The organism is Simplicispira psychrophila DSM 11588 (assembly GCF_000688255.1).
GTDB lineage: Bacteria > Pseudomonadota > Gammaproteobacteria > Burkholderiales > Burkholderiaceae_C > Simplicispira > Simplicispira psychrophila.
In genome coordinates, this window is record NZ_JHYS01000003.1 from 13393 (window position 1) to 36767 (window position 23375).

The 23375-nt window shown below is 61.2% G+C and carries 19 protein-coding genes, 1 tRNA gene and 1 pseudogene; 15 read left to right on the top strand and 6 right to left on the bottom strand.

Going from position 1 to position 23375, the window contains the following annotated elements; genetic code table 11:
* Nucleotides 1-48 precede the first annotated feature (48 nt).
* From Q390_RS0103935 to Q390_RS20275, 3 genes and pseudogenes are all read left to right on the top strand, one after another.
* A complete protein-coding gene (locus Q390_RS0103935; RefSeq protein ID WP_027994900.1) occupies nt 49-1974 on the top strand; it encodes a SurA N-terminal domain-containing protein in 1926 nt (641 codons plus the stop codon).
* Between the two features lie 50 nt (nt 1975-2024).
* Nucleotides 2025-2100: transfer RNA gene (locus Q390_RS0103940), tRNA-His, on the top strand.
* A gap of 108 nt (nt 2101-2208) precedes the next feature.
* A pseudogene (locus tag Q390_RS20275) lies at nt 2209-3042 on the top strand (IS5 family transposase); the annotation flags it as partial.
* Nucleotides 3043-3069: 27 nt separating this feature from the next.
* Here the strand turns inward: Q390_RS20275 and Q390_RS0103955 are convergent.
* The 6 genes from Q390_RS0103955 to Q390_RS0103980 all read right to left on the bottom strand — a co-directional run bounded on the left by Q390_RS0103955 (nt 3070) and on the right by Q390_RS0103980 (nt 8560).
* Nucleotides 3070-3363 carry a DUF2249 domain-containing protein gene (locus Q390_RS0103955; protein ID WP_027994903.1) on the bottom strand — a complete coding sequence of 98 codons (294 nt, stop codon included), beginning with the start codon at nt 3361-3363 and terminating at the stop codon, nt 3070-3072.
* 75 nt (nt 3364-3438) lie between these two features.
* Nucleotides 3439-4653 carry an NnrS family protein gene (locus tag Q390_RS0103960; protein WP_027994904.1) on the bottom strand — a complete coding sequence of 405 codons (1215 nt, stop codon included), beginning with the start codon at nt 4651-4653 and terminating at the stop codon, nt 3439-3441.
* 185 nt (nt 4654-4838) lie between these two features.
* Nucleotides 4839-5363 carry a chemotaxis protein CheW gene (locus Q390_RS0103965; protein ID WP_027994905.1) on the bottom strand — a complete coding sequence of 175 codons (525 nt, stop codon included), beginning with the start codon at nt 5361-5363 and terminating at the stop codon, nt 4839-4841.
* A 113-nt stretch (nt 5364-5476) separates the two neighbouring features.
* Nucleotides 5477-6142, bottom strand: a complete 666-nt coding sequence (locus tag Q390_RS0103970; RefSeq protein ID WP_027994906.1) for a methionine ABC transporter permease — start codon at nt 6140-6142, stop codon at nt 5477-5479.
* Nucleotides 6135-7208: a methionine ABC transporter ATP-binding protein gene (locus tag Q390_RS0103975; protein WP_027994907.1), complete on the bottom strand. Its 1074-nt coding sequence runs from the start codon at nt 7206-7208 to the stop codon at nt 6135-6137. The genes Q390_RS0103970 and Q390_RS0103975 overlap by 8 nt, the downstream gene beginning before the upstream one ends.
* Nucleotides 7209-7537: 329 nt before the next feature.
* Nucleotides 7538-8560 (bottom strand): sulfate ABC transporter substrate-binding protein, encoded by a 1023-nt coding sequence (locus Q390_RS0103980; RefSeq protein WP_027994908.1) that lies wholly within the window; start codon nt 8558-8560, stop codon nt 7538-7540.
* A 136-nt stretch (nt 8561-8696) separates the two neighbouring features.
* Here Q390_RS0103980 and Q390_RS0103985 point away from each other — a divergent pair, with 136 nt between their 5' ends.
* The 12 genes from Q390_RS0103985 (at nt 8697) to Q390_RS0104040 (ending at nt 23291) form a co-directional block, all read left to right on the top strand.
* A complete protein-coding gene (locus Q390_RS0103985) occupies nt 8697-8969 on the top strand; it encodes an oxidative damage protection protein (RefSeq protein ID WP_027994909.1) in 273 nt (90 codons plus the stop codon).
* A 75-nt stretch (nt 8970-9044) separates the two neighbouring features.
* A complete protein-coding gene (gene mnmC / locus Q390_RS0103990; RefSeq protein WP_027994910.1) occupies nt 9045-10961 on the top strand; it encodes a bifunctional tRNA (5-methylaminomethyl-2-thiouridine)(34)-methyltransferase MnmC2/FAD-dependent 5-carboxymethylaminomethyl-2-thiouridine(34) oxidoreductase MnmC1 in 1917 nt (638 codons plus the stop codon).
* Between the two features lie 154 nt (nt 10962-11115).
* The gene (locus Q390_RS0103995) at nt 11116-11919 is read left to right on the top strand and encodes a sulfite exporter TauE/SafE family protein (protein WP_027994911.1); all 804 of its coding nucleotides are present in this window, start codon (nt 11116-11118) and stop codon (nt 11917-11919) included.
* A 37-nt stretch (nt 11920-11956) separates the two neighbouring features.
* On the top strand, nt 11957-13753 hold the full coding sequence (locus Q390_RS0104000; protein ID WP_027994912.1) for a nitrite/sulfite reductase: 1797 nt from the start codon (nt 11957-11959) through the stop codon (nt 13751-13753).
* Nucleotides 13754-13768: 15 nt separating this feature from the next.
* Nucleotides 13769-14176, top strand: coding sequence for a DUF934 domain-containing protein (locus Q390_RS0104005; protein WP_027994913.1), 408 nt, complete (start codon nt 13769-13771; stop codon nt 14174-14176).
* Nucleotides 14173-14805, top strand: a complete 633-nt coding sequence (locus Q390_RS0104010) for a phosphoadenosine phosphosulfate reductase domain-containing protein (RefSeq protein ID WP_027994914.1) — start codon at nt 14173-14175, stop codon at nt 14803-14805. Before Q390_RS0104005 ends, Q390_RS0104010 begins: the two co-directional genes overlap by 4 nt.
* An 88-nt stretch (nt 14806-14893) precedes the next feature.
* Entirely contained in the window at nt 14894-15826 is a 933-nt protein-coding gene (gene cysD / locus Q390_RS0104015; RefSeq protein WP_027994915.1) for a sulfate adenylyltransferase subunit CysD, read from the top strand.
* Nucleotides 15826-17202: a sulfate adenylyltransferase subunit 1 gene (locus Q390_RS0104020; protein WP_037472156.1), complete on the top strand. Its 1377-nt coding sequence runs from the start codon at nt 15826-15828 to the stop codon at nt 17200-17202. The genes cysD and Q390_RS0104020 overlap by 1 nt, the downstream gene beginning before the upstream one ends.
* 85 nt (nt 17203-17287) lie before the next feature.
* On the top strand, nt 17288-17617 hold the full coding sequence (fdxA, locus tag Q390_RS0104025) for a ferredoxin FdxA (RefSeq protein WP_027994917.1): 330 nt from the start codon (nt 17288-17290) through the stop codon (nt 17615-17617).
* A 10-nt stretch (nt 17618-17627) separates the two neighbouring features.
* Nucleotides 17628-18695, top strand: coding sequence for an NAD(P)/FAD-dependent oxidoreductase (locus tag Q390_RS0104030; protein ID WP_027994918.1), 1068 nt, complete (start codon nt 17628-17630; stop codon nt 18693-18695).
* A gap of 206 nt (nt 18696-18901) precedes the next feature.
* The gene (locus tag Q390_RS19000; protein WP_051603022.1) at nt 18902-21754 is read left to right on the top strand and encodes a bifunctional diguanylate cyclase/phosphodiesterase; all 2853 of its coding nucleotides are present in this window, start codon (nt 18902-18904) and stop codon (nt 21752-21754) included.
* A gap of 214 nt (nt 21755-21968) precedes the next feature.
* Nucleotides 21969-23291 carry a purine-cytosine permease family protein gene (locus tag Q390_RS0104040; protein ID WP_027994919.1) on the top strand — a complete coding sequence of 441 codons (1323 nt, stop codon included), beginning with the start codon at nt 21969-21971 and terminating at the stop codon, nt 23289-23291.
* The last annotated feature ends 84 nt before the right edge of the window (nt 23292-23375 follow it).

Below are 23375 nucleotides of genomic sequence, written 5' to 3' on the forward strand. Positions count from 1 at the left end.
AAGGCGAACGAAAGTTCGCCTTTTGTTTTTGTCTCTGAAAGATTGAACATGTTTGAATCCATCCGCAAGCACTCCAGAGTCGTGATGCTCTTTCTGTTCTTGTTGATCATTCCCTCCTTCGTGCTGGTTGGCATCAATTCCAGCTATTTTTCAGGTGGCAGCCCCGTGGTGGCGCGGGTGGATGGCCATGACATCACCCAGGCAGATTGGGACAGCACGCATCGGACAGAGTCCGACCGGATCCGGGCACAGCAGCCGGCGATCGATGCCAAGTTGCTCGATTCGCCTAGCGCGCGTTATGCCACGCTGGAGCGTATGGTCCGTGATCGTGTTCTACAGGTGGCTGCTAAAAAAATGCACCTGATCACCAGCGATGCCAAATTGGCCAGCAGCTTGCAGGAAATTCCGCAAATTGCTGCGCTGCGGCGCGCGGACGGTACGCTCGACGCAGACGCCTACCGCGCCTTGGTCGGTACTCAAGGCATGACGCCCGAGGGTTTTGAGTCCAGCATGCGCCGGGATATGGCCGTCAACCAAGTCATGGGGGCTGTTATTGGCACCTCTTTTGCCACCAATGCCCAAGCTAACGTATCGCTCGATCCCTTGTTCCAGCGACGTGACATCCAGGTTGTTCGCTTCCAACCAAAAGATTTTTCCAGCCAAGTCCAGCCCACAGATGCAGAGTTGCAGGCATATTATCAACAACATCCGGCGCTGTTTCAGCAGGCGGAGCAGGCCAGCGTGGACTATGTCGTGCTTGATCTGGAGGGCGTTCGTGCAGGCATTACGTTAAATGAAGATGATTTGCGCACGTACTACAAAGAAAATGTCGCCCGTTTGGCCGGCAAAGAAGAGCGCCGCGCCAGCCATATTCTGATCGCCGTACCGCAGGGTGCCTCAGCGCCAGAGCGTGAAAAGGCCAAGGAACGCGCCACGCAATTACTGGAACAAGTGCGCAAGACACCGCCCAGTTTTGCCGAGGAGGCAAAAAAATCATCTGATGACACAAGTTCTGCTAATCAAGGTGGTGATCTGGGCTTTTTTGCCCGCGGTTCCATGGTCAAGCCCTTTGAGGAGGCGGCCTTTGCCCTCAAGAAGGGCGAGATCAGTGACTTGGTTGAGAGCGATTTTGGTTACCACATCCTTTTGCTGACCGACATCAAGACACCGCGTCAGCCCAGCTTTGAAGAATTGCGTCCGTCGATCGAGGTTGAACTTAAGCAGCAGCAGGCACAGCGCAAATATGCTGAGGTGGCCGAGGCCTTCACCAACGATGTCTATGAGCAGTCCGACAGTCTGCAGCCAGTGGCAGAAAAGCTCAAACTCAAGTTGCAAACTGCCAAGAGTGTGACGCGCACCCCTGCACCGGGTGCATCAGGCCCATTGGCCAATGAAAAATTCTTGCAAGCACTTTTCTCAGCCGATTCGCTGGAGCACAAACGCAACACTGAAGCGATAGAAATTGGCACCCACCAGATGGTGGCCGGACGCGTCACGCAATACATCCCAGCACGTACGCTGGCGTTTGATGAAGTGCATGCGCAGGTTAGCCAACTGTATGTGGGCGAAAAATCTGCCGAACTGGCAGGTAAGGAAGGCGAAGCCAAGCTTGCCGCCTGGATCGCCAAACCCGATAGCGCCACAGGTCTTTCAGCTTCCGTGCTCATCTCCCGCGATCAGCCGCAAAACCAGCCCCGTGCCGTGGTGGAGGCCGTCTTGCGTGCAAAGACGGATACATTGCCGGCGTGGGCTGGGGTGAGTCTGGGCTTGCAAGGCTATGCAATTGCCAAAATCAACCAAGTGATACCGGGCGCGGCTCCCGACGCCAAAGTTGCCGCACAACGCCACCAGCAATATCTGCAGTGGTTGTCTAACGCTGAAGGGTTGGCTTACTATGAAATGCTCAAAGACCGCTACAAAGTGCAGATCAAAGTCGCGCGGCCTACAGCAACCCCAGAAATGGTAGAAAAGTAATGCGATCTTATAAAAATCGCCTTTTTAATAGGCTATAATTTGAAGCTACGGTGGCTGTAGCTCAGTTGGTAGAGTCCAGGATTGTGATTCCTGTTGTCGTGGGTTCGAGCCCCATCAGCCACCCCAAGCACAGTAACGAAACCCTGCTATTTAAAAGATAGCAGGGTTTTTTGTTTTTTGCTGCCTGTAGGCAAGCTGTAGGCAACTTGCCTAAGAATTTGTCCGTAAATTAAAATCACTCCCGAGCCGAGCCGGCCCGGCGCCGGAGCGACAGATGACCAAGACCCATGCCATTCATGGGAAGTCACGGACGAGTTCTGGGAGAGGGTGGAGAAATTGGTGCCCGAGCGCGTACGCGATCCCCTCAAGCAATACCTGCGCAGCGCAGGTGCGGGGCACCCGCCCAAGCCGGCCCGACTGGTTTTTGAGGCCATCGTTTATGTGCTCAGAACAGGCTGCCAGTGGAAGGCACTGCCCTTTGAGTGCTTTGGCAGCGCCAATGCAGTGCATAGCAAATTCATGCAATGGTCCAGGGCTGGTTTCTTCGCGGCACTATGCAAGGCCGGCTTTACCGAGTATGACGAGCTCGAAGGCATTGCCTGGCGCTGGCACAGCATCGATGGAGCGATGTTCAAGGCGCCTTTGGCGCAGGAGGCCGTCGGATCCAATCCGACGGATCGGGGAAAAAATGGCAGCCAACGCCATCTTCTGGTGGACGGGCCTGGCGTCCGGTCGTCGCTGGTAGTCACAGGAGCCAACGCACACGATGTGACGCAGAGGGAGGCGGTGCTGGATGCCATCGTTGTTAAACGCCCCTCTCCCAAGCAGCGCCGCTCCAAACATTTATGTGCCGATGCGGGTTACCGGGGCAAAGGTGCCATGACCGTAATCTTGGCGCATGGCTACATCCCGCATGTGCTCAGCCGTAAAAGCGAGGCAGAGCAAAAGAAGCGTGATGCCACGAAGAAGGCCCGGCGTTGGGTCGTACAAGCGTGTCGCGGCTGGTTCAACAGGTTCAGCAAGCTGCTGGTGCGCTACGAGAAGCTGGAGCACACCTTCCTGGCTCTTTGCTGCTTAGGAAGCGTAAACAGATTCTCAGCCGCCGCAGGCACCGCCCGAGCAGCACGAGCCGCTCGACTCAGGTTTCTCGAGTTTGCTGATCAGCACGCGCCACTGGCTTGGGCCTTGTTCCAGATACGCCCACTGAAACTGGCCTGGCGAGCGTGAATCGAGTTGGCGGCGCAGCGGTTGTGGATCGTGGTCATTGACGATTTGCAGTGCCTGACCAGGCAGCAGATCGTCAAAACTGCCAAAAATTTTGGAATGACGCTCGGAGGGGGCGATTTGGCGCACGTCGATGTCGATGACGGAAGAAGCGGTAGAACCCATGACAAGACCTTTCTGAGGGGAGGTGAAAAATGCGAATAACGAAAACGATATAGGCGAGAAGCGATCAGGTGCTGCTCAGCCGTCCTTGCCGTCGGCGCGCGTCTGCAGCAGCCATGGTGTATAGATGATCAGGTAAATGGCAAAGGCCAGCGACCAAGCCAGCGCCGCCCACACCAGTGCAGCGGCATACCACTGCGGTGCGGCGATCGGGACCAGTACCCGCAGCAGTGCCGCGCTCATCACCAGTACATAGGCCAGCACTTCGGGCTGGGATACCTGCAGTGCGCGTCCGGTGTGGCCCCGCGCGGTGCGGGTGAGCATGCCGATGATCAGGCCGCCGGTAGTACCCACGGCCAGTGCATGGACTGCTGGCGACACTGCCACCCAGCCCCATTGGGCCAAGGCCAGCAGGGCAAAGCCCACCACGATCCAGGCGTAGGCCAGGTGCAGAATCCACAAGATGGGACGGTTGCGTGTGGCCCAAGGATGCCATTGTGCCAAGCGCACGGCGTGCAGCACGGCCGCCAGCGCGCAGGCCACCAGCGTCACTGGACCGGGCGGTGCCAGCACCCATAGTGCCAATGCCAATGCCGTCACTGCCAAGGTGGTCAACTCGCTCCAGCGTGGGATCTTGATCTTCAATCCCGGATTCACGCTCATGGTAAAGGCCGGTACCACGCGTCCAGCCATCACGCATTCGATCATCACGATCATCGCCAGACCAGCGTACAGCGCCTGCACTGGCGCGATAGGGAGGACGCCCAGCACACTCAGGTGAAATGCCAGATTAGCGCAGCCTAGCAGCAGCAGCACACCGATCAAGGGCAGGTTGCGGCGGTTTTTGGCGCGCAGCAGGACGCGCAGCAAGATCACCGCCACCGCCGGCAGCAGCACGACATCTAGCGCGGCATACACCACATAGGGTCCGGTCAACCCGGCGATCCGGGCTGCGGCCCATAGCACGAACAGCACACCCAGTGGGGTGCCACGCGGCGTCGCCAGTCCCGTCCAGGCTTTTACCGCCGTGAGCAAAAAACCCGCAATGACACCAGCAGCGAAGCCAAACAACATTTCATGGGCATGCCACAGCAAAGGCGTCACCGGCAGTTGCAGAGGGATCCAGCCTAGAAAAATAGCAATCCACAGGGGCACGGTCAGACAAGCCACCAGTGCGGTGCCAATATAAAAAGGTCGAAAGCCCAAGCGCAGAACGGGCCAGTTTTTCAGCGCTGCGGGGGGGGTAGAGGCCGCCTTGACAGAAGGCGCTATGGGCAATTCGGAGGATTTCATTCGTTATGTCTCACGGGCATGGCGATTTATAACATTCATTCTAAATGAATATTAAATCTCGGCCCAAGCTGTAGCAAAAAAACAGACACAACTGGCATTGGCAACATGTCCACGCTGCAACAACAGACGCTGCGCTGTTTAACGCGTGAACGTCGGTATCCCCAGCAGCGTTAGCGCCTTGCTTTTTATTGCCGGGTGATTTGTGCCAACAAGCCCATTTCGGTGCTGTCCAGGAGAGACTCGATATCCATCATGATCAACATGCGTTCACCCAGGCGGGCAATGCCGGTGACAAAGGCGGCATCAAGTTGGGATTGAAACTGGGGCGCTGGCTTGATGGCGTCGCTTGTCAGGGCTACCACGTCGGCCACCGCATCTACCACCACGCCCATCACCGTACCGCGCACATTGAGGATGATGACTACGGTGAAATCGGTGTAGTCGGCTTTGGCGCATTGCAGCTTCAAGCGCAGGTCAATGATGGGAACAATGACGCCTCGCAGATCAATGATGCCCTTGATAAAACTGGGGGCCTGCGCCATACGGGTGGGCTGCTCGTAGGAGCGGATTTCCTGCACCTTCAGGATATCAATACCGTATTCTTCCTGGCCCAATTGGAGCGTCAGATATTCAGCTGCAGGCGCCTTTTTGGCTGTCGCTGCCTTGGTCGCGGCAGGCTGGAGGGCGTCGTTGGAATTGTCAGAATGCATCGTATCGGTCTCTTTCCTTGCGTCAATTCAAGCCATCTTACGGCTTGCAATGCGAGCCACCACCCACAGGGGTATCAGCGTTGGCGTTTCGTTTTGTCACATCCGGCGCCGCCTCAACGGTGGCTCAGGCGGCGCACGGCCCAGTCGCCCAGGCTTTGGATGGCCTGAACAAAAAAGATCAGTAGGACCACCACCGCCAGCATGACATCGGGCAAAAAGCGCTGATAACCATAGCGAATGCCCAAATCTCCCAGCCCGCCGCCGCCGACGGCGCCGGCCATGGCGGAGTAACCGGTCAGGCTGACAAAGCTGATGGTCAGGCCCGCCACAATGCCTGGCATGGCCTCGGGCAGCAGCACCTTCCAGACAATCTGGCTGGTGGTCGCGCCCATCGCCTGCGCCGCCTCAACCAAGCCGTTATCGACCTCGCGCAGCGCAGTTTCGACCAGACGCGCGATGAAGGGCGCGGCCGCCAGGGTCAAGGGCACCACGGCCGCCGCCGTACCAATCGACGAGCCGACAATCAAGCGTGTCAGCGGAATGATGGCCACCAGCAAGATGATGAAGGGCGTGGAGCGCGCAGCATTGACGATCCAGCCGACGGTCTTGTTCAGCGAACCGTTCTCCAGCACACCGCCCCGGTCGGTCAGGCGCAAGAACACGCCCAGTGGAATGCCGATGAATGCCCCTACCACGCCTGAGATACCGACCATCACCACGGTTTCCCACAGCGAAGTGGCAAACAGCTCCAGCATCATTTCTGAAAAATTCTCAAACATCGCCCATTCCCTGCGTTGTTGGCACGTCGCCAGTTTTCACCACCTCGACCTGCACACCCTGGCTGCGCAAATAGCCAATGGCGCGGTGGATCTGTGCGCTGGCACCGCTGGCAAACACCGCCAGCGAGCCAAACGTCTGGCCTTGAATCTCGTCGATCTGGCCGTGCAAGATGCTCAAGTCCAGCCCCAGCTCACGGATCAGGTGCGACAAGATGGGCTGGTACGCGCTCTCGCCGGCATACGACAAGCGCAGCAATTGGCCGCTGGCGCCGCCTAACTGGGCTGCCAGCGCCTGCACCCGCGTCAGGACACTGGCCGGCAGTTCCTGCGGCACGATCTCGTCGATCAGGCTTTTGGTGATCGCCTGCTGTGGGCGGGTAAACACCTCCAGCACCGCGCCCATTTCGACAATGCGCCCACCGTCAATCACCGCGACGCGGTCGGCCACGTCCTTGATGACTTGCATCTGGTGCGTGATTAGCACCACCGTCAGACCCATCTCGCGGTTCACCTTGCGCAGTAAAGCCAGAATCGAGCGCGTGGTTTCCGGGTCCAGCGCTGACGTTGCTTCGTCCGACAGCAGCACCTTGGGGTGGCTGGCGAGCGCCCGCGCGATGCCGACGCGCTGCTTTTGCCCGCCACTGATCTGTGCTGGATAGCGCTTGGCGAGTGCTGTCAGGCCGACCAGTTCGAGCAGTGGCTCGATACGCTGGCGGATGGCGTCTTTGGACAGGCCGGCCAGCTCCAGCGGCAGCGCGGCGTTGTCAAACACCGTGCGCGACGACAGCAAATTGAAGTGCTGAAACACCATGCCAATGTCACGCCGCGCGGCGCGCAAATCAGCATCTCCCAGTTGTGTCAGGTCGCGGCCATTGACGATGACAGCACCTTGGGTAGGGCGGTTGAGCAGGTTGATGGTGCGCACCAGCGAGCTTTTACCGGCGCCGCTTTTGCCGATGATGCCGAACACCTCGCCCGGTTGGATATGCAGGTCGATGCCGCGCAGCGCCTCGACCGGGCCGTGTGCGCCCTGGTAAATCTGGGAAAGTCCCCGAATCTCGATCATGGAAAAAAGGGGCCGTTACACGCTGGCTGCGCTGCCCCGGCCGGTCTGAAAAAGAGTGAAGAAAGGACAGAAAGAAAAGTCCATTTGCGCTGCACGCTAGACGGGGCGCCGCTTGAAACTATTATTTCAATAGCTAAAAGCGTACGTCCCTGTTGCGTTACAGGCTGATTTGGCCTTGATTATGACGCAGCACAGTAATGCCCGTACGGCCTGCGCGGCGCATACGGATCGAGCCTAGGCGCCAAGCAGCGGCTGTCACCACCAGAACGCGCTGGTGCGGAGTTAGCAGCGCTGCAGTTGGTGAGCGGCGCGTACCGCCAGATGGAGTGTTATTTTTTGGCATAGATCTGGTCAAAAAATCCGTGGTCACCAAAATGTGCTTTGCTCACGTGGGCCCAGCCGCCAAAGGCTTCAGCGATGGTGAACAGCTTGAGCTGGGGAAACTGCGCCGCGTATTTCGCCTGGGCCTTGGCACCAGTGGGCCGGTAATAGTTGCGTCCAGCAATGTCCTGCCCTTCGTCGGAATACAAATACTCCAAGTACGCCTGCGCCACCTTGCGCGTACCCTTTTTATCGACGTTCTTATCAACCAGCGCCACCGTGGGCTCGGCCAGGATGCTCAGAGACGGCACAACGATCTCGAACTTGTCGGCGCCAAACTCCTTCAGTGCCAGAAACGCCTCGTTCTCCCAGGCCAGCAGCACATCGCCCATGGCGCGCTGCGCAAAGGTGACTGTTGAGCCGCGCGCCCCGGTGTCCAGCACCGGCACGTTCTGGTACAGGCGGGCGACAAAGTTTTTGGCCGCCGCCTCGCCGCCGCCCTTGCGCTTGCCGTATTCCCAGGCGGCCAGGTAATTCCACTGCGCCCCGGCAGAGGTCTTGGGGTTGGGTGTGATCACCGCCACGCCGGGCTTGATCAAATCGTCCCAGTCCCTGATGCCTTTGGGATTGCCCTTGCGCACCAAAAAAATGATGGTCGAGGTATAGGGCGCGGCATTGTGTGGCAGGCGTTTTTGCCAGTCTGGTGCCACCAGACCACCGTTTTTTACCAGCGCATCGATGTCGGGCGCCAAGCCCAGCGTCACGACATCGGCGCTGATGCCGTCGATGACCGAACGGGCCTGTTTGCCCGAGCCGCCATGCGACTGCTGGATGGTCACGTCCTGCCCGTTCGTGGCCTTCCAGTGGCGTGCAAACGCCTGGTTGAACTGCACATACAGCTCGCGTGTCGGGTCGTAAGAGACATTGAGCAAGGTCACACCTTGCGCAAACGACGGCAATGTGCTCAGGGCCAAGCTGGCAGCCAGAGCTGAGGCCAAAGGAAACTTGATAAAGTGACGGCGAAGTTGCATGGGGTGCTTTCTGAAATAAAAAACGGTGTCAATCACCGCTGCAATGCATTCTGAAAGCCACTTATTAAAACTGGAACGAATAAGAATTTACTTCTTAATATTCAAATCCATATAAAACCACCTTACAAGGATTTTCATGGCACGTACTGTCCACTGCATCAAACTCAACAAAGACGCTGAGGGCCTCGACTTTGCGCCTTACCCAGGCGAACTGGGTAAACGCCTGTGGGAAAACGTCAGCAAGGAAGCCTGGGCCGCCTGGCTCAAGCACCAGACCATGCTGGTCAACGAAAACCGCTTGAACCTCGCTGATGCCCGCGCGCGCCAGTACTTGGCACGCCAGATGGAGCAGCACTTCTTTGGCGGCGGCGCCGACGCTGTGCAGGGTTACGTACCGCCCAGCGCCTGAGCGCACACGGGGCACACTTATCCCTCCAGGGCGCCTCTTGCGGCGCCTTTTTTATTGCTTTTTTCTTTTACCTCCATGGCCGAGCACATTCAATGGTTAGACGACGGTACGCCTTACAGCCCGCGTTTTGGCGACCGCTACCACAGCGAAGACGGTGGTTTGGCGCAGGCGCAGCAGGCATTTCTGCATGGCTGCGGTCTACCGGCGGCGTGGGCAGGCCAGCCGCAGTGGCGCATTCTGGAGACCGGTTTTGGCCTGGGACTGAATTTTTTGGTCACCTGGGCAGCCTGGCGCGCCGATCCGCAGCGCTGCCGGATGCTGCACTTTGTCTCGCTCGAAGCCTGGCCGGTGGCGCCGGCCGACCTGCTGCGCGCCGCTCGGCAATACCCTGATCTGCTGCCGCTGGCGCAGGAACTGCACGACCAATTTTGGGGATTGCTGCCCGGCGTGCACCGCCTGAGTTTCGACAATGGACAAGTACTGCTGACGTTGTGCATTGGTGATGCGCAGACGCTGCTGCGCCAGCAGGATTGGACGGCCGACAGCGTCTACCTGGATGTTTTCAGCCCCGAGCGCAACCCGGATCTGTGGAGCCTGCACACCTTGAAAGCGGTTGCACGCTGCTGCCGCCGTGGCACCCACCTTGCGACCTCGACAGTCGCAGGGGCGGTACGCGATGCGTTGGCGCAGTGCGGTTTTGAAGTGCACACGGTGCCCGGTGTGGCGCCCCAACGCGACCGCCTGCAGGTCATGTTCAACCCGCGCTGGGAGTTGCGCAAACCGCGCGCCGCCATGGCGCCCGCCACGCCCAGGCGCTGTATCGTCATCGGTGGCGGGCTGGCGGGTGCGGCTACGGCGGCCAGCCTAGCGCGGCGCGGCTGGCAGGTGCAGGTGCTGGACACTGCCGCCGCTCCAGCCAGTGGTGCCTCGGGTCTGCCGGTGGGCCTGTTTGCACCGCACTTATCGCCCGATGACAACGTGTTCTCGCGGGTCTCGCGCAGCGGCGTGCGCGCCATGCTGCAGCAGTGCGCAGCATTGCTGCACAGCGGCGTGGATTGGTGCCCCAGTGGCGTGCTGGAGCGCCGGTCGCCAGACCGCCTGGGCGTACCTGCCGACTGGGACAGTGGCCCTGGTGCGGACTGGTGCGGTTTGGCCAGCGCAGCGGTATTGCACGCCGCCGGCCTGCCGAGCGGCACCAGTGCCTGCTGGCACGCCCGCGCCGGTTGGCTGCGCCCGGCACGGCTGGTGGCGGCGCTGCTGGCGCACCCCGGTATTACCTGGTGCCCGAACGCCTGTGTCGCGCAACTCCAGCGCGCAGCTCCGGACGCTGAGCACACGGGCGACACTTGGACCGTGTGGCAGGCGCTGGACGCTCCAGGGCACCTGCTGGCTGAAGCTGAACTGGTGGTGCTGGCCGCTGGTCCGGCCTGCAATGCGCTGCTGGCGGGACTGGCAACGCCCCCTTTGCCGCTGCAGTCGGTGCGCGGTCAGTTGTCATGGGGTCTGCAGGACACCCAAGCCACGGGCTTGCCGCCGTTTCCGGTCAATGGCAGTGGCGCACTGGTGTCCCATGTACCCTTTGGCGGTGGCCACGCTTGGCACATGGGCTCGACCTTTGAGCGCGATGTGGAGCATCTGCCCCTCAGCCACGCCGAAGCCGCTGCCGCCCACGCCAGTAATTGGCAACATCTGCAGGCGCTGCTGCCCGGCACCGCACCCACGCTGCAAGCGGCGTTTGACCCAGCGGCGCCGGCCGATGCGCAGCGCGTGCAGGCCTGGGCCAGCGTGCGTTGCACCGCACACGACCGCCTGCCCATCGTTGGCCCCATCCAGGCAACGGCACTGCCCGGTCTGTGGGTCTGCACCGCCATGGGCGCGCGTGGCCTGACGCGTGCGGTGTTGTGCGGCGAATTGCTGGCGGCTCAGTTGCACGATGAGCCGCTGCCGCTGGAAGCCAAGCTGGCGCGGGCGATGTCTCCTGCAAGGCGTTAAAAAGCGCCGGGCAGTGCTCTCTTTTTAGAAATCCTGCCCCTGCGTTGCTTGTCCATAGCCCTGGCTACTGTTGTTTTAAATATATGCTTATTGGAATAAAGGAAGCATAAAAAAATCGTTTGTTTTTATAAGCGGCGCTTTTACATTCGCCGCTATGCCTGATTTCGCGTTCATCCTTGCCGGCTTCGCTGTTGGCCTTACTGTTGGTCTGACCGGTGTCGGTGGGGGCTCGCTGATGACGCCGGTGCTGATTTTTTTCTTTGGCGTCAAGCCGCACTTGGCGATTGGCACCGATTTGCTGTTTGCCGCGTTTACCAAGTTGGGCGGCACGGTCAGTCTGGCGCGCCAGCGCATCGTGCCGTGGCGCGTGGTCGGTTTGTTGTGCGCGGGTAGCATTCCGGCGGCGCTGGGTGCGCTGTGGTTGCTGCACCGCTTGGGCCCGGCGACGGCGCAGGTACAGCATTTGATGACCAGCACGCTGGGTTTTGCCCTGCTGCTGACAGCCGCTGCCATGGCTTACAAGGTGTTGGTGTTTTCGCCGCTGCGCCAAGCAGCTGAACTGGCGGCACGCAACTCCAATGCCGCCCACGCCACCCAGCCGCGCCACTGGAGTCTGCCGGTGCTGCTGGGCGCGGTGATTGGCACCTTGGTGACTTTTACCTCGGTCGGCGCGGGTGCGATTGGCGTGACGGTGCTGCTGCTGGTGTTTCCGCACCTGCCGCTGCCGCGCATCATCGCCGCCGATATTGCCTACGCCGTACCGCTGACGCTGGTGGCCGGCATGGGCCATGCCTCGCTCGGCTCGGTCGATTGGCCGCTGCTGGCGCAATTGCTGGCCGGCTCGCTGCCCGGTATCTGGATTGGCTCGCGCCTGATGTCGCGCACGCCGGAGCGCTTGATCCGCTCGGCGCTGTCGCTGCTGCTGGCTTGGGCCGGCGCCAAGCTGGTGCTGATTTGAATTTGTGGTTTTTTGAATTTGAGATGGGGGTTTCCTGATGTACCAATACACCGACTTCGACAAGCAATTTGTCCAGCTGCGCGCGGCGCAGTTTCGCGACCAGCTGGAGCGCTGGGAACGCGGTGAGCTGACGGACGAACAGCTCTTGCCGCTGCGCCTGCAAAACGGCTGGTACATCCAGCGCTATGCCCCTATGGCACGCATTGCCGTGCCTTATGGAGAAATCAGCAGCACGCAACTGCGCACACTGGCACACATTGCACGCGACTACGACCAACCTGCGCCCGAGTTGCTGGCGCACGCCCAGGCCACGCAAAACGCGCTGCAAGACGCCCAGCCCGGTGCGACGCTGGCGGCACCGCCGCTGCGCTACGGCTACGGCCACTTCACCACGCGCACCAATGTGCAGTTCAACTGGATTCCGCTGGGCCGCGCCGCCGATGTGATGGATCTGTTGGCCAGCGTGGGTATGCACGGCATCCAGACCAGCGGCAACGACATCCGCAACATCACCTGCGACGCGCTCGAAGGCATTGCCGAAGACAGCATCGTGGACTGCCGCCCGTTTGCTGAAATCACGCGCCAGTGGAGCTCGCTGCACCCTGAATTCACCTACCTGCCGCGCAAGTTCAAAATTGCCTTCAACGGCGCCAAAGAAGACCGCGCTGCCATCGGCTGGTATGACATCGGCCTGCAAGCACGCCGCGCCGACGACGGCAGTGTCGGCTTCACCATGAAGGTCGGCGGCGGCATGGGCCGCACGCCCATCATCGGCAGCGTGATCCGCGAATTTTTGCCATGGGATCAGTTGCTGAACTACATCGAAGCCGTGGTGCGCACCTACAACAGCTACGGCCGACGCGACAACAAGTGGAAGGCGCGCGTCAAAATTTTGGTCAAGAGCGAAGGACAGAAATTTATCGATGCTGTCGAGAAGGAATACCGCGACATCGTCGAGCTGGACGGCGCCCCGCACACCATCACCCAGGCCGAGTTCGACCGCGTCAGCAGCCACTTTGTCGTGCCTGAACTGAAGGCCGCCGACCTGCCCTCCAAGGTCAGTCCGCAAGGCCAGCTGTACCAGCGCTGGTTGCAGCAAAACGTGCGGGGCCACCAGTTGCCCGGCCTCAAGACCGTCACCCTGTCGTTCAAGCGCCCGGGGTTTGCCACGGGTGATGCCGACGCCGATACCCTGCATGCCCTGGCGCAACTGGCCGAGCAATTCTCTGCGTCCGAAGCGCGCCTGACACACGAGCAGAACCTGCTGCTGCCCTGGGTGCACGCCAGTGACCTGCCGGCACTCTACGAAGCCGCCCGCGCGCTGGGCTTGGCGCAGCCCAACATTGGCCTGCTGACCGACATGATCATCTGCCCCGGCGGCGATTTTTGCTCGCTGGCCAATGCCCGTTCACTGCACATTGGCGCCGCCGTGACCGAGCGCTACCAAGACCTGGACGAGTTGTTTGACCTCGGTCCCATCGACCTGCACATGAGCGGCTGCATCAACTCCTGCGGCCACCACCACAGTGGCCACATCGGCATTTTGGGCGTGGATAAAGACGGCAAGGAGTGGTACCAGATCACACTGGGCGGCTCGGATGGCAGCCATCTGTCCGGTCCGGCGATTGGCGGCAAAGTGGTCGGCCCGTCGTTCACAGCTGCCGAAATACCCGACGTGATCGAAGCGCTGTTGGGCACCTTCCGTGCGCTGCGCAAGCCGGGCGAGTTTTTCATTGATGCGTTGCGCCGCCTCGGCCATGACCCTTTCAAGCAGGCTGCCCATAGCGCCCGCCGCCCCAAGGCCGACCAAGAAGTCCTGGCTGAACAAGACTAAGAGCGATTAAATACCATGAAAATAATAGCTGCCAGCGCTGTATCCACGGGGCTTGACACCGAAAACACCCTGCAAATTACCAACGACGCCGAGCTGGCCGAACTGGCCGCCAACGGCGCGCTCGACGGCGTGCAGCGCGTGGAACTGCAGTTTCCCAAATTCACCGATGGCCGCGCCTACAGCCAGGCGCTGCTGCTGCGCCGGCGCTACCGCTTCAGCGGCGACATCCGCGCCACGGGCGATGTGCTGATCGACCAGTTGGTGCACATGCACCGCAGCGGCTTTACCAGCGCTGTACTGGCCGAGGGTGTGGATGCGGCCGCCGCCGAGCGCCAGTTTGAGCGCTTTGCCGGCTTCTATCAGGGCGATGTGCTGGAGCCGCGCCCGCTGTTTGCCCGCGATGCGGCACTGGAATCGGCATGAGCACCGCACACACGCTCGACCTCGCGCACGTCAACGCCACGCTCGGGCGCGACGCGCCCGGCCTCGTCGCCTGGGCGCTCGGCCTGGGCGAGCGCTCCATCGTCACCACCAACTTCCGCCCCTTCGAGGCGGTGATCCTGCACTTGGTCACGCAGGTGCAACCCGACGTGCCGGTGGTCTGGATGGACAACGGCTACAACACCGCAGCCACCTACCGCTTTGCCGACGAGGTGACGCAGCAGCTCGGGCTGAACCTGCAAATTTACCTGCCGCGCCGCTCACGTGCACACCGCGAAGCCGTGCACGGGCTCACCCCCGCGCTGGATGACCCGCGCCACGCAGCTTTCACCGCAGAAGTGAAGCTCGAACCCTTCACCCGCGCGCTGCGCGAGACGGCGCCTAAGGTGTGGTTCACCGCACTGCGCGCCACCGACACCGCCGTGCGCGCGCAGATGGACCCCGTGGGCATCAACCCCGACGGCCTCATCAAGGTGGCACCGCTGCTGCACTGGTCGTCCAAAGACCTGCACGAATACTGCGTGCGGCACGGCCTGCCGAACAACTTCGACTACATCGACCCCACCAAGGGCGAAGACAACCGCGAGTGCGGCCTGCACTTGGCGCACTGAACCCGCCGACCCATTTGCAAACATCAAAAACAATAGCTGCTAACGCTTTACCCATATGCGCTGCAGCCCCATTTGATAGGAAAAACGCATGAACGCCCGCACCGATCCCTCCGCGCTGAGCGCCCTCAGCAACCGCCACCTCGATGCGCTGGAAGAAGAAACCATCTTCATCCTGCGCGAAGTGGCCGCCGCTTTTGAGCGCCCGACGCTGCTGTTCTCGGGCGGCAAAGACTCGCTGGTGATGCTGAAATGTGCTGAAAAAGCCTTTGGCGCTGGGCGCATTCCGTACCCGCTGTTGATGATTGACACCGGCCACAACTTCACCGAAGTCACCGATTTCCGCGACTTTCGCGCCAACGAGCTGGGCGCGGAACTGATTGTGCGCAGCGTCGAAGACTCGATGGCGCGCGGCACGGTGCGCTTGGCCCATCCCGGCGAATCGCGCAACGTGCACCAGTCAGTGACGCTGCTGGAAGCGATTGAAGAATTCCGTTTTGACGCGCTGATTGGCGGCGCGCGGCGTGACGAAGAAAAGGCCCGCGCCAAAGAGCGCATTTTTTCGCACCGCGACAGCTTCGGCCAATGGCAACCCAAAGACCAGCGCCCCGAGCTGTGGACGCTGTTCAATCACCGCCTGCAACCGGGCGAGCATTTCCGCGTCTTTCCGATCAGCAACTGGACGGAATTGGACGTGTGGCAGTACATCGAGCGCGAGCAGATTGCGCTGCCGTCGCTGTACTACACGCACAAGCGCGACATCGTCGAGCGCAAGGGTTTGCTGGTGCCGGTGACGCCGCTGACGCCGCCGCGCGCCGGCGAAACGGTTGAACAGCGCGACGTGCGCTTTCGCACCGTCGGTGATGTGACCTGCACCTGCCCGGTGGCCAGCCTGGCCGCCACTGCCGCCGACATCGTGCTGGAAACCCTGAGCGTGGACGTGAGCGAACGCGGCGCCACCCGCATGGACGACAAAACCTCTGACGCCTCAATGGAAAAGCGCAAGAAAGACGGGTACTTCTGATGACAACGACTACTGAATTGATAGCTGCCAGCGTAGATGCAGCAAGCGCTACAGGCAAAAATGACCATTTTTCTGCGCTGCGCTTCATCACCTGCGGCAGTGTGGACGATGGCAAAAGCACGCTGATTGGCCGCTTGCTGGTCGATAGCAAGGCGGTGCTGCAAGACCACCTGGCAGGCGTGCAGCGCGCCGGCGAGACCGATCTGGCGCTGCTCACTGACGGCCTGAGCGCCGAGCGCGAGCAGGGCATCACCATCGACGTGGCCTACCGCTACTTCGCCACCGAGTCGCGCAAATTCATCATTGGCGACGCACCCGGCCACGCGCAGTACACGCGCAACATGGTGACGGCGGCGTCGCAGGCCGATGCCGCCGTGGTGCTGGTAGACGCCACCAAGCTCGACTGGAAAAACCCGCAATTGGCGCTGCTGGAGCAAACCCGCCGCCACAGCCTGCTGGTGCATTTGCTGCGTGTGCCGTCGCTGGTGTTTGCCGTCAACAAGTTGGACGCGGTGGAGAACCCTGAGTTGGCGTGGCAACACATCAGCGCCGCGCTGGCGCAGTTTGCCCAAGACGCCGGCATTGCCGTGCGCGCCACGGTGCCGGTGTCGGCGCTGAAGGGGTGGAACGTCGTTACGCCGCGCCCCGATTGGTGCGGTTATGCCGGCCCCAGCCTGCTGCAATGGCTGGAGCAGCTACCGACCATCGCCAGCGAGCGTGATCTGCCGTTGGCGTTTCCGGTGCAGTGGGTCGAAAAATTTGCGTCCTCTGCCGATACCTCGCAAGGCCGGCGCGTGTTCTGGGGCCGTGTCGCTACCGGCACGGTGGCCGTGGGCGCTGCGGTGCAGATTTTCCCCAGCGGCCAAACGGCCAGCGTGGCGCAAGTGTTAGACCATGCGCGCCGCCCCGGCACGGTCGCCGCCGGTCAAAGCGCCGGCTTGGTACTGGATAAAGAGGTCGATGTCTCGCGTGGTGACTGGATCGTGGCGACGGCATCGGCCAGCGCTGCGGTCGTGGCTGATGATGACTTTGACACCCCTGTCGCCAGCACCAGCGCCTGGCCGGCGCAGCGCGAAATCTCCGCCACGGTGGCGTGGATGGACGACGAGCCGCTGGTGGTGGGCCGCGTGTATTGGGTGCTGCATGGTCATCGCTGGGTTAAGACCAAGGTGCAGCGGGTGCTGCACCGGCTCAACGTCCACACCTTGGCTGAAGAGGATGCCGACACGCTGGCGGCCAATGCCATCGGCCAAGTGCAACTGCTGCTGCAAGAGGCGTTGCCGACGGCGCCATTTGCCCAGTCGCGCGTGCTGGGGTCGCTGATCCTGGTGGACACCGCCAGCCACCGCACCGCTGCGGCAGTGCTGGTGCAATAGTGGGGTGCTTTGGGGGAATGCGCGCCAAGCCCTTGGTGCAAACCCTTAAAATTTCATCTTTCCCACGTCTCTTCAGAAAAACGCCATGACACACGTAGTCTCCGAAAACTGCATCAAATGCAAATACACCGATTGTGTGGACGTGTGTCCCGTCGATTGCTTTGTCGAAGGCCCGAACATGCTCGTCATCAATCCCGATGAGTGCATCGACTGCGCCGTGTGCGTGCCCGAGTGCCCGGCCAACGCCATTTTTGCTGAAGAAGACCTGCCGCCCACCGAGCTGGCCTTCATCAAGATCAACGCCGATCTGACCAACGCCAAGGGATGGAAAGTCATCACCAAACGCAAGACTGCCTTGGCCGATGCCGATGAATGGAACGGCCAACCCGGCAAGGTCAAAGACCTGCAACGTTGAGTCTGGGCTGATGACCGCGGCCCCCGCCTCGCCTTCAGCAGTTGCTGATGTCGTCGTCATTGGCGCGGGCCCGGTCGGCCTGTTCCAGGTCTTTCAATTGGGCCTGCAGGGGCTGCGCGTCCACCTTATCGATGCACTGGCGCATCCTGGAGGGCAGTGCGCCGAGCTGTACGGCGATAAACCTCTCTACGATATTCCCGGCCTGGCGGTATGCACCGGATACGAGCTGGTGCAGCGCCTGCTGCAGCAGATCGCGCCGTTTGCGCCGCACTGGCACCTGGGCCAGCAAGTGGCGCAACTGACAGCGCAGCCCGATGGCAGTTTTCTGGTCGTGACCAGCGCGGGGACGCCACTGCGCGCACGCGCGGTGTGTATCGCCGCCGGTGTTGGCGCGTTTGTGCCGCGTGCGCTCAAAGTGCCTGGCTTGGAGGCCTTTGCCGGCACACAACTGCTCTACCACTGGGATGGGCAAGATGCGCCGGCGCGCCTCGCCGGTCAGCAGGTCGTGGTGCATGGCGGCGACGCCCCGGCTGTGGCGCAAGTGCTGGCCTGCGCCAGCGCTGCGCAACCGCCAGCGAGCTTGACGCTGCAGCACCGGCGCGACGTTTTTGACGCTCCGCCCGAGCAACTGGCGCAGTTGCACGACTTGCGCAGCGCCGGACGCGTACAGATTGCCGTCGGCCAAATCAGCGCCGTGGAGCAGGTGGGCGAGCGCCTGACGGCCCTGCAACTGCTGGTTTCCGATGGCAGCACACAACGCTTGCCGCTGGATCTGCTGCTGGTGCGCCTGGGTCTGTCGCCGCGGCTGGGCGCGCTGACCGATTGGGGTCTGGCGCTGGAGCGCAAACAACTGGTGGTGGACACGGCCACCTTCGCTACCAGCGTGCCGGGTGTCCACGCCGTGGGCGACATTGCCACCTATCCCGGCAAGCGCCGCCTCATCGTCTGCGGCTTTCACGAAGCCACCTTGGCCGCTTTTGCCATCGCCGAGCGCTTGGCCGGACATCCCCTGCCGCTCGAATACACCACCAGCAGTAGCCGTTTGCAGCAGCGTCTGGGCGTGTCGGCAGCGTCCTGAGCACCTGTCTGCCGTAGTGCTCCTGAAATAAGAGCTGCTATCGCTGGTGCAATAAGCCTTTCAGGGTTTTTTGTCTCTTGGGGCGGAATCGTCCTGAAAGCTCGCTTCTTGCTTGGCGCGCCTGATGGCTGTCTTTTTTGTTCAGCCAAGACCCTATTCATCACACTAGAATCCCTCTGTTTTACATTTTGAAATAACCCTCCCGCATGCGCTTGTCTGCCAACGAAACCACGATGCCGCGGCTCCACCTGATTGGCACGCTGGTATTGATACTGGTAGTGACACTGGCCATGACGGGATTTTTTTCATGGCAGAACGAGCAGGAGCAAGGCCACGCCTTCAAACGCGTCGCGCAGTTGCTGACACAGCAGCAAAAAGAACGCCTGACAGCGGAAATGCGCTCCGCCCTGGACTATGTTGATTTTGTCCACCAGCGCACCGAAGATGTCCTGCGCAGCCGGGTGATCGAGCAAGTCGATGTGGCGCTCGACATGGCGCAGGCGATCCATGCGCGTGAATCGGGACGTCGGCCAGCGGCCGAGGTGAAACAACTCATCATGGAAGCCTTGCGTCCGGTGCAGTTTTTCGACGGCCGGGGCTACCTCTTCATTGATGATATGCAAGGCCAGTTCGTGCTGCTGCCGACGGCGCCGCAATACGAAGGGCGCAGTGGCATTGACAACCAGGACGACCAAGGCACCTACATCATGCGCGGGCTGATCGCGGCCGCACACCAACCGCCGGGCGAATCATTTTTTCGCTACCGCTGGTATCGGCCAGACAACCCGCTGCAAATGGCCGAAAAATTGGCTTATGTACGCCACTTTGCTCCCTACGACTGGCTGATTGGCAGCGGCGATTACGTCTATGAATGGGAGACTCGGCAAAAGAATGAAGCCATGCAGCGCCTGCGGGCACTGCGCTTTGGCGACAGCGGTACGGTCGGCCTGATAGCGCCCGATGGGCGCTCACTGCTCAGCCCCAACGATATTGCCATTGAAGGGCTGCTGCCCGAAAAAATGCCCCCGCTGCAACGGGCCGCCCTGGACAAAATCCGTACCACCGCCCTGGCTGGAGGCGGTTTTGTCGAATATGAATGGCCCCGGGTAGGCCACCAAGACGGCCAGCAAGACCAGTTGCTGGGCCGCAAGACGGCGCTGGTCAGCGTCTACGGGCCGTGGAATTGGGTGCTGGTGACCGCGATGTTCAACGACGAGTTGCAATCAACGCTGCGCACTGAAACCCAGGCATACAGCCAGGGCAGTACGCAGCGGCGGCTGCAATTGGCGCTGCTGCTGTGCGGAGCGCTGGCGCTGGGCGTGATCGGCTCGTTTGGCTTTTCACGCTGGTCGCGCCATTTGTTCATGCGCTACCACCGCGAACTGGCTGCTGCAAACGCCAACCTGCGCGTGGCAGCCATTGCCTTTGAGTCGCAAGAGGGCATGTGCGTCACCGACCCCCAGGGTGTCATCCTGCGCGTCAACCAGTCGTTTACCCGCATCACCGGTTACAGCGCTGAAGAGGCCGTTGGCCAGACGCCTGCGCTGCTGAAATCGGGCCGGCACGATGCGCCTTTCTACGATTGCATGCACAGTGTGCTTGCCAGCACCGGTGTTTGGCAGGGCGAAATCTGGAACCGCCGCAAGGACGGCTCGGTATTTCCCGAATGGCTCACCATCACTGCCGTCAAAACCGAAGTCGGCGTTATCTCGCACTTTGTCAGCACCCTGATCGACATCACCCAGCGCAAGGAAGACGAAGAAAAAATTCGCTATCTGGCGTATTACGACCTCCTGACCCTGCTGCCCAACCGCCGTCTGCTGATGGATCGCCTGCAGCGTGCGTTGGCCACCAGCCGGCGCACACAGTACCTGGGTGCGCTGATGTTCATTGACCTGGACAATTTCAAGTTGGTCAACGACAGCCTGGGCCACGACAAGGGCGATCTGCTGCTGCATGAGATGGCACAGCGCCTGTCCGCCGCCGTACGTGAAATCGACACCGTGGCCCGGCTGGGCGGCGACGAGTTCGTGGTGGTGCTGGAAAACCTGAATACGCAAGTGCGCAAAGCCGCCCGCCAAGCCGAAGATATTGCTGAAAAAATACGCTCGGCCCTGGCCCAGCCGATGCTGCTGGCAGAGCAGTCGATACAAAGCTCTTGCAGCATTGGCGTGGTGCTGTTCACCGACGCCCACGCCAGCGCTGACGACCTGATGAAACACGCTGACCTGGCCATGTACCAGGCCAAGGAAGCCGGGCGCAACACCGTGCGCTTTTTTGACCCGCAAATGCATGCTGCCGTGCTCCATCGCGTAGCCCTGGAACAAGACCTGCGCACCGCGCTGCAGGACGGCCATCTGGTGCTTTTCTACCAGGTCCAAGTAGATGCGCTGGGTCACTGCGTGGGTGTCGAAGCGCTGGTGCGTTGGCGCCACCCGCAGCGCGGCCTGGTCTCGCCTGGGGAATTCATTCCTCTGGCCGAAGAGTGCGGACTGATTCTGCCGCTGGGCCAGTGGGTGCTGCACAGCGCCTGCGAGCAACTGGCACGCTGGGCCCACGAGCCCGCGCATACGCACCTGACGGTGGCCGTCAACGTCAGCGGCCGGCAGATGATTCAGAGCGACTTTGTGGCCCAAGTGCTGCAAACGCTGGCACGCACCGGCGCCCCGGCGCAGCGCCTGAAGCTGGAGTTGACCGAGAGTCTGCTGCTGGACAACCCGCAAGACGCCATCACCAAGATGAGCGAATTGAAAGCGAACGGCGTCGGTTTTTCGCTGGATGATTTCGGTACCGGTTATTCGTCGCTGGCCTACCTGCGCCAGTTGCCGCTGGACCAGATCAAGATTGACCAAAGTTTTGTGCACAACCTGGTGTCTGATCCGCGCGCCATGGCCATCGTGCGCACGATCGTCACCCTGGCCGATAACCTGGACCTGAGCGTGATTGCCGAAGGCGTGGAAACCGAGGCACAGCGCCAAAGCTTGGCAACCCATGGCTGCCATGCCTATCAAGGCTATCTATTTGGCCGGCCGGTGCCGATAGAAGAACTGATTTTGTAAAACATGGGCCTGCACCTGAGCGATTTCCGCGTGGAGATGGGCGTTGCCAGGGGATGGCAAGGGCGGACAGGATGGAAGACCGCGGCAACAATCCTTTTTTGATAGCTGGAAGCGCTTTATGCATAAGGGTTGCAGGTGTTTTTGACTCGAAAATTCAAGTGGCAAGTGAGCGCCCCCCTGCCTTCTACAATCACGTCCTGTCCGAAGGCATTGCATGACACCTCCTACCACCGCCGCCAACCAAGCCCTGACCCCGATTGCGCCCGAGCAGCGCGTCTTCCAGTGGCACGACCATGCCTCGCTGTGGTTCAGCCTGGGTGTGGGTCTGCTGGTGATGCAGGTGGGTGCTTACCTGATCCCGGCGATGGGCACGCAGGACGCACTGCTGGCCATTGTCTGCGGCTCCCTGCTGGGCGCAGCGCTGCTCGGCTGGGTGGCCAAAATCGGCTGCGACAGTGGCTTGGCCAGCGCCGGCCTGATGCACGCGGTGTATGGCAGCTCGTTTGCGCGCCTGCCGATCGTGCTCAACATCGTGCAGCTGCTGGGCTGGGGCACGTTTGAACTGGTGGTGATGCGCGACGCCACCGTGGCCATCGGTCGCCAGTCAGGCAGCATGGTGGACAGCTATTGGCCGCTACTGGCGACGCTGCTGTGGGGCGGCGTCATCACGCTGCTGATCAGCGGCTCCATGGTGCAACTGGTGCGCCGCATCATTGCGCGCGTGGCACTGCCGTTGGTGGTGCTGTCGCTGCTGTGGCTGTCGTGGCAATTTTTGTCGCTGGCACAAGTGCAGGGTTTAACTGAAATCTGGCAACGGCGCGGTGCAGGCGGTATGGGCGTGATGCCGGCGCTCGACCTGGTGATTGCCATGCCCATGTCCTGGCTGCCGCTGGTGGCCGACTACGCACGCCACGGCGTCAGCGGCAAATCGGCATTTCGTGGCACCTGGGCCGGTTTTGCCCTGGCCAATATCTGGTGTTATGCCCTGGGTGTGCTGGTCGCTCTGGTGCTGCCCAGCCAGGATCTGGTGACCGCCCTGCTGCTGGCGCAAGGTGGGCTGATTGCGCTGTCGCTCATCCTGATCGACGAAGTGGACAACGCTTATGGCGACGCCTATTCAGGTGCCGTCTCGGCCCACGCCCTGCAGCCGCGCTGGAGCGTGCGTCGCTGGGGCGTGGGGATCGCGGTGCTGTGCACGTTGCTGGCGCTGGTGCTGCCAATGCACAGCCTAGAGCCCTTTCTGATGCTGCTCAGTTCCATCTTCCTGCCGCTGTTTGGCGTCATCCTCGGGCGTCTGGCCTTTGCCGCCCCCGGTACGGTGCTGTTGAACCCAGTGCACGCAGCACGCCCTGTGCATGTGGCTCCTATCGCCCTGTGGTTGGCAGGCATTGGCTTTTACCATTTGGTGCCGACATTCGCCCCTGCGCTGGGCGCGGCCTTGCCGACGCTGGCGTTGTGCTTTGTGCTCGCCTATGTCAGCCGGCCGCGTACCCAGGTGGATGCCGCAGCGCTGACCAGCCACAGCCGGCAGACCTAAAAAATACCGCAGCCGACGGGCGACAAGACGGCAAATCTATTCGATGAATTGATGTATTCACGGTCATGGCAGGGCGCAAGAATG

What these genes read in the sequence shown, in the direction of transcription:
- Q390_RS0103955 (WP_027994903.1), bottom strand. Translation starts at nt 3,363, where the DNA reads ATGGGTTCTACCGCTTCTTCCGTCATCGACATCGACGTGCGCCAAATC.
- Q390_RS0104040 (WP_027994919.1), top strand. Translation starts at nt 21,969, where the DNA reads ATGACACCTCCTACCACCGCCGCCAACCAAGCCCTGACCCCGATTGCG.
- Q390_RS0104000 (WP_027994912.1), top strand. Translation starts at nt 11,957, where the DNA reads ATGTACCAATACACCGACTTCGACAAGCAATTTGTCCAGCTGCGCGCG.
- cysD (WP_027994915.1), top strand. Translation starts at nt 14,894, where the DNA reads ATGAACGCCCGCACCGATCCCTCCGCGCTGAGCGCCCTCAGCAACCGC.
- Q390_RS0104010 (WP_027994914.1), top strand. Translation starts at nt 14,173, where the DNA reads ATGAGCACCGCACACACGCTCGACCTCGCGCACGTCAACGCCACGCTC.
- Q390_RS0104005 (WP_027994913.1), top strand. Translation starts at nt 13,769, where the DNA reads ATGAAAATAATAGCTGCCAGCGCTGTATCCACGGGGCTTGACACCGAA.
- Q390_RS0103935 (WP_027994900.1), top strand. Translation starts at nt 49, where the DNA reads ATGTTTGAATCCATCCGCAAGCACTCCAGAGTCGTGATGCTCTTTCTG.
- Q390_RS0103995 (WP_027994911.1), top strand. Translation starts at nt 11,116, where the DNA reads ATGCCTGATTTCGCGTTCATCCTTGCCGGCTTCGCTGTTGGCCTTACT.
- Q390_RS19000 (WP_051603022.1), top strand. Translation starts at nt 18,902, where the DNA reads ATGCGCTTGTCTGCCAACGAAACCACGATGCCGCGGCTCCACCTGATT.
- Q390_RS0103960 (WP_027994904.1), bottom strand. Translation starts at nt 4,653, where the DNA reads ATGAAATCCTCCGAATTGCCCATAGCGCCTTCTGTCAAGGCGGCCTCT.
- Q390_RS0104020 (WP_037472156.1), top strand. Translation starts at nt 15,826, where the DNA reads ATGACAACGACTACTGAATTGATAGCTGCCAGCGTAGATGCAGCAAGC.
- Q390_RS0103970 (WP_027994906.1), bottom strand. Translation starts at nt 6,142, where the DNA reads ATGTTTGAGAATTTTTCAGAAATGATGCTGGAGCTGTTTGCCACTTCG.
- fdxA (WP_027994917.1), top strand. Translation starts at nt 17,288, where the DNA reads ATGACACACGTAGTCTCCGAAAACTGCATCAAATGCAAATACACCGAT.
- Q390_RS0104030 (WP_027994918.1), top strand. Translation starts at nt 17,628, where the DNA reads ATGACCGCGGCCCCCGCCTCGCCTTCAGCAGTTGCTGATGTCGTCGTC.
- mnmC (WP_027994910.1), top strand. Translation starts at nt 9,045, where the DNA reads ATGGCCGAGCACATTCAATGGTTAGACGACGGTACGCCTTACAGCCCG.
- Q390_RS0103965 (WP_027994905.1), bottom strand. Translation starts at nt 5,363, where the DNA reads ATGCATTCTGACAATTCCAACGACGCCCTCCAGCCTGCCGCGACCAAG.
- Q390_RS0103975 (WP_027994907.1), bottom strand. Translation starts at nt 7,208, where the DNA reads ATGATCGAGATTCGGGGACTTTCCCAGATTTACCAGGGCGCACACGGC.
- Q390_RS0103980 (WP_027994908.1), bottom strand. Translation starts at nt 8,560, where the DNA reads ATGCAACTTCGCCGTCACTTTATCAAGTTTCCTTTGGCCTCAGCTCTG.
- Q390_RS0103985 (WP_027994909.1), top strand. Translation starts at nt 8,697, where the DNA reads ATGGCACGTACTGTCCACTGCATCAAACTCAACAAAGACGCTGAGGGC.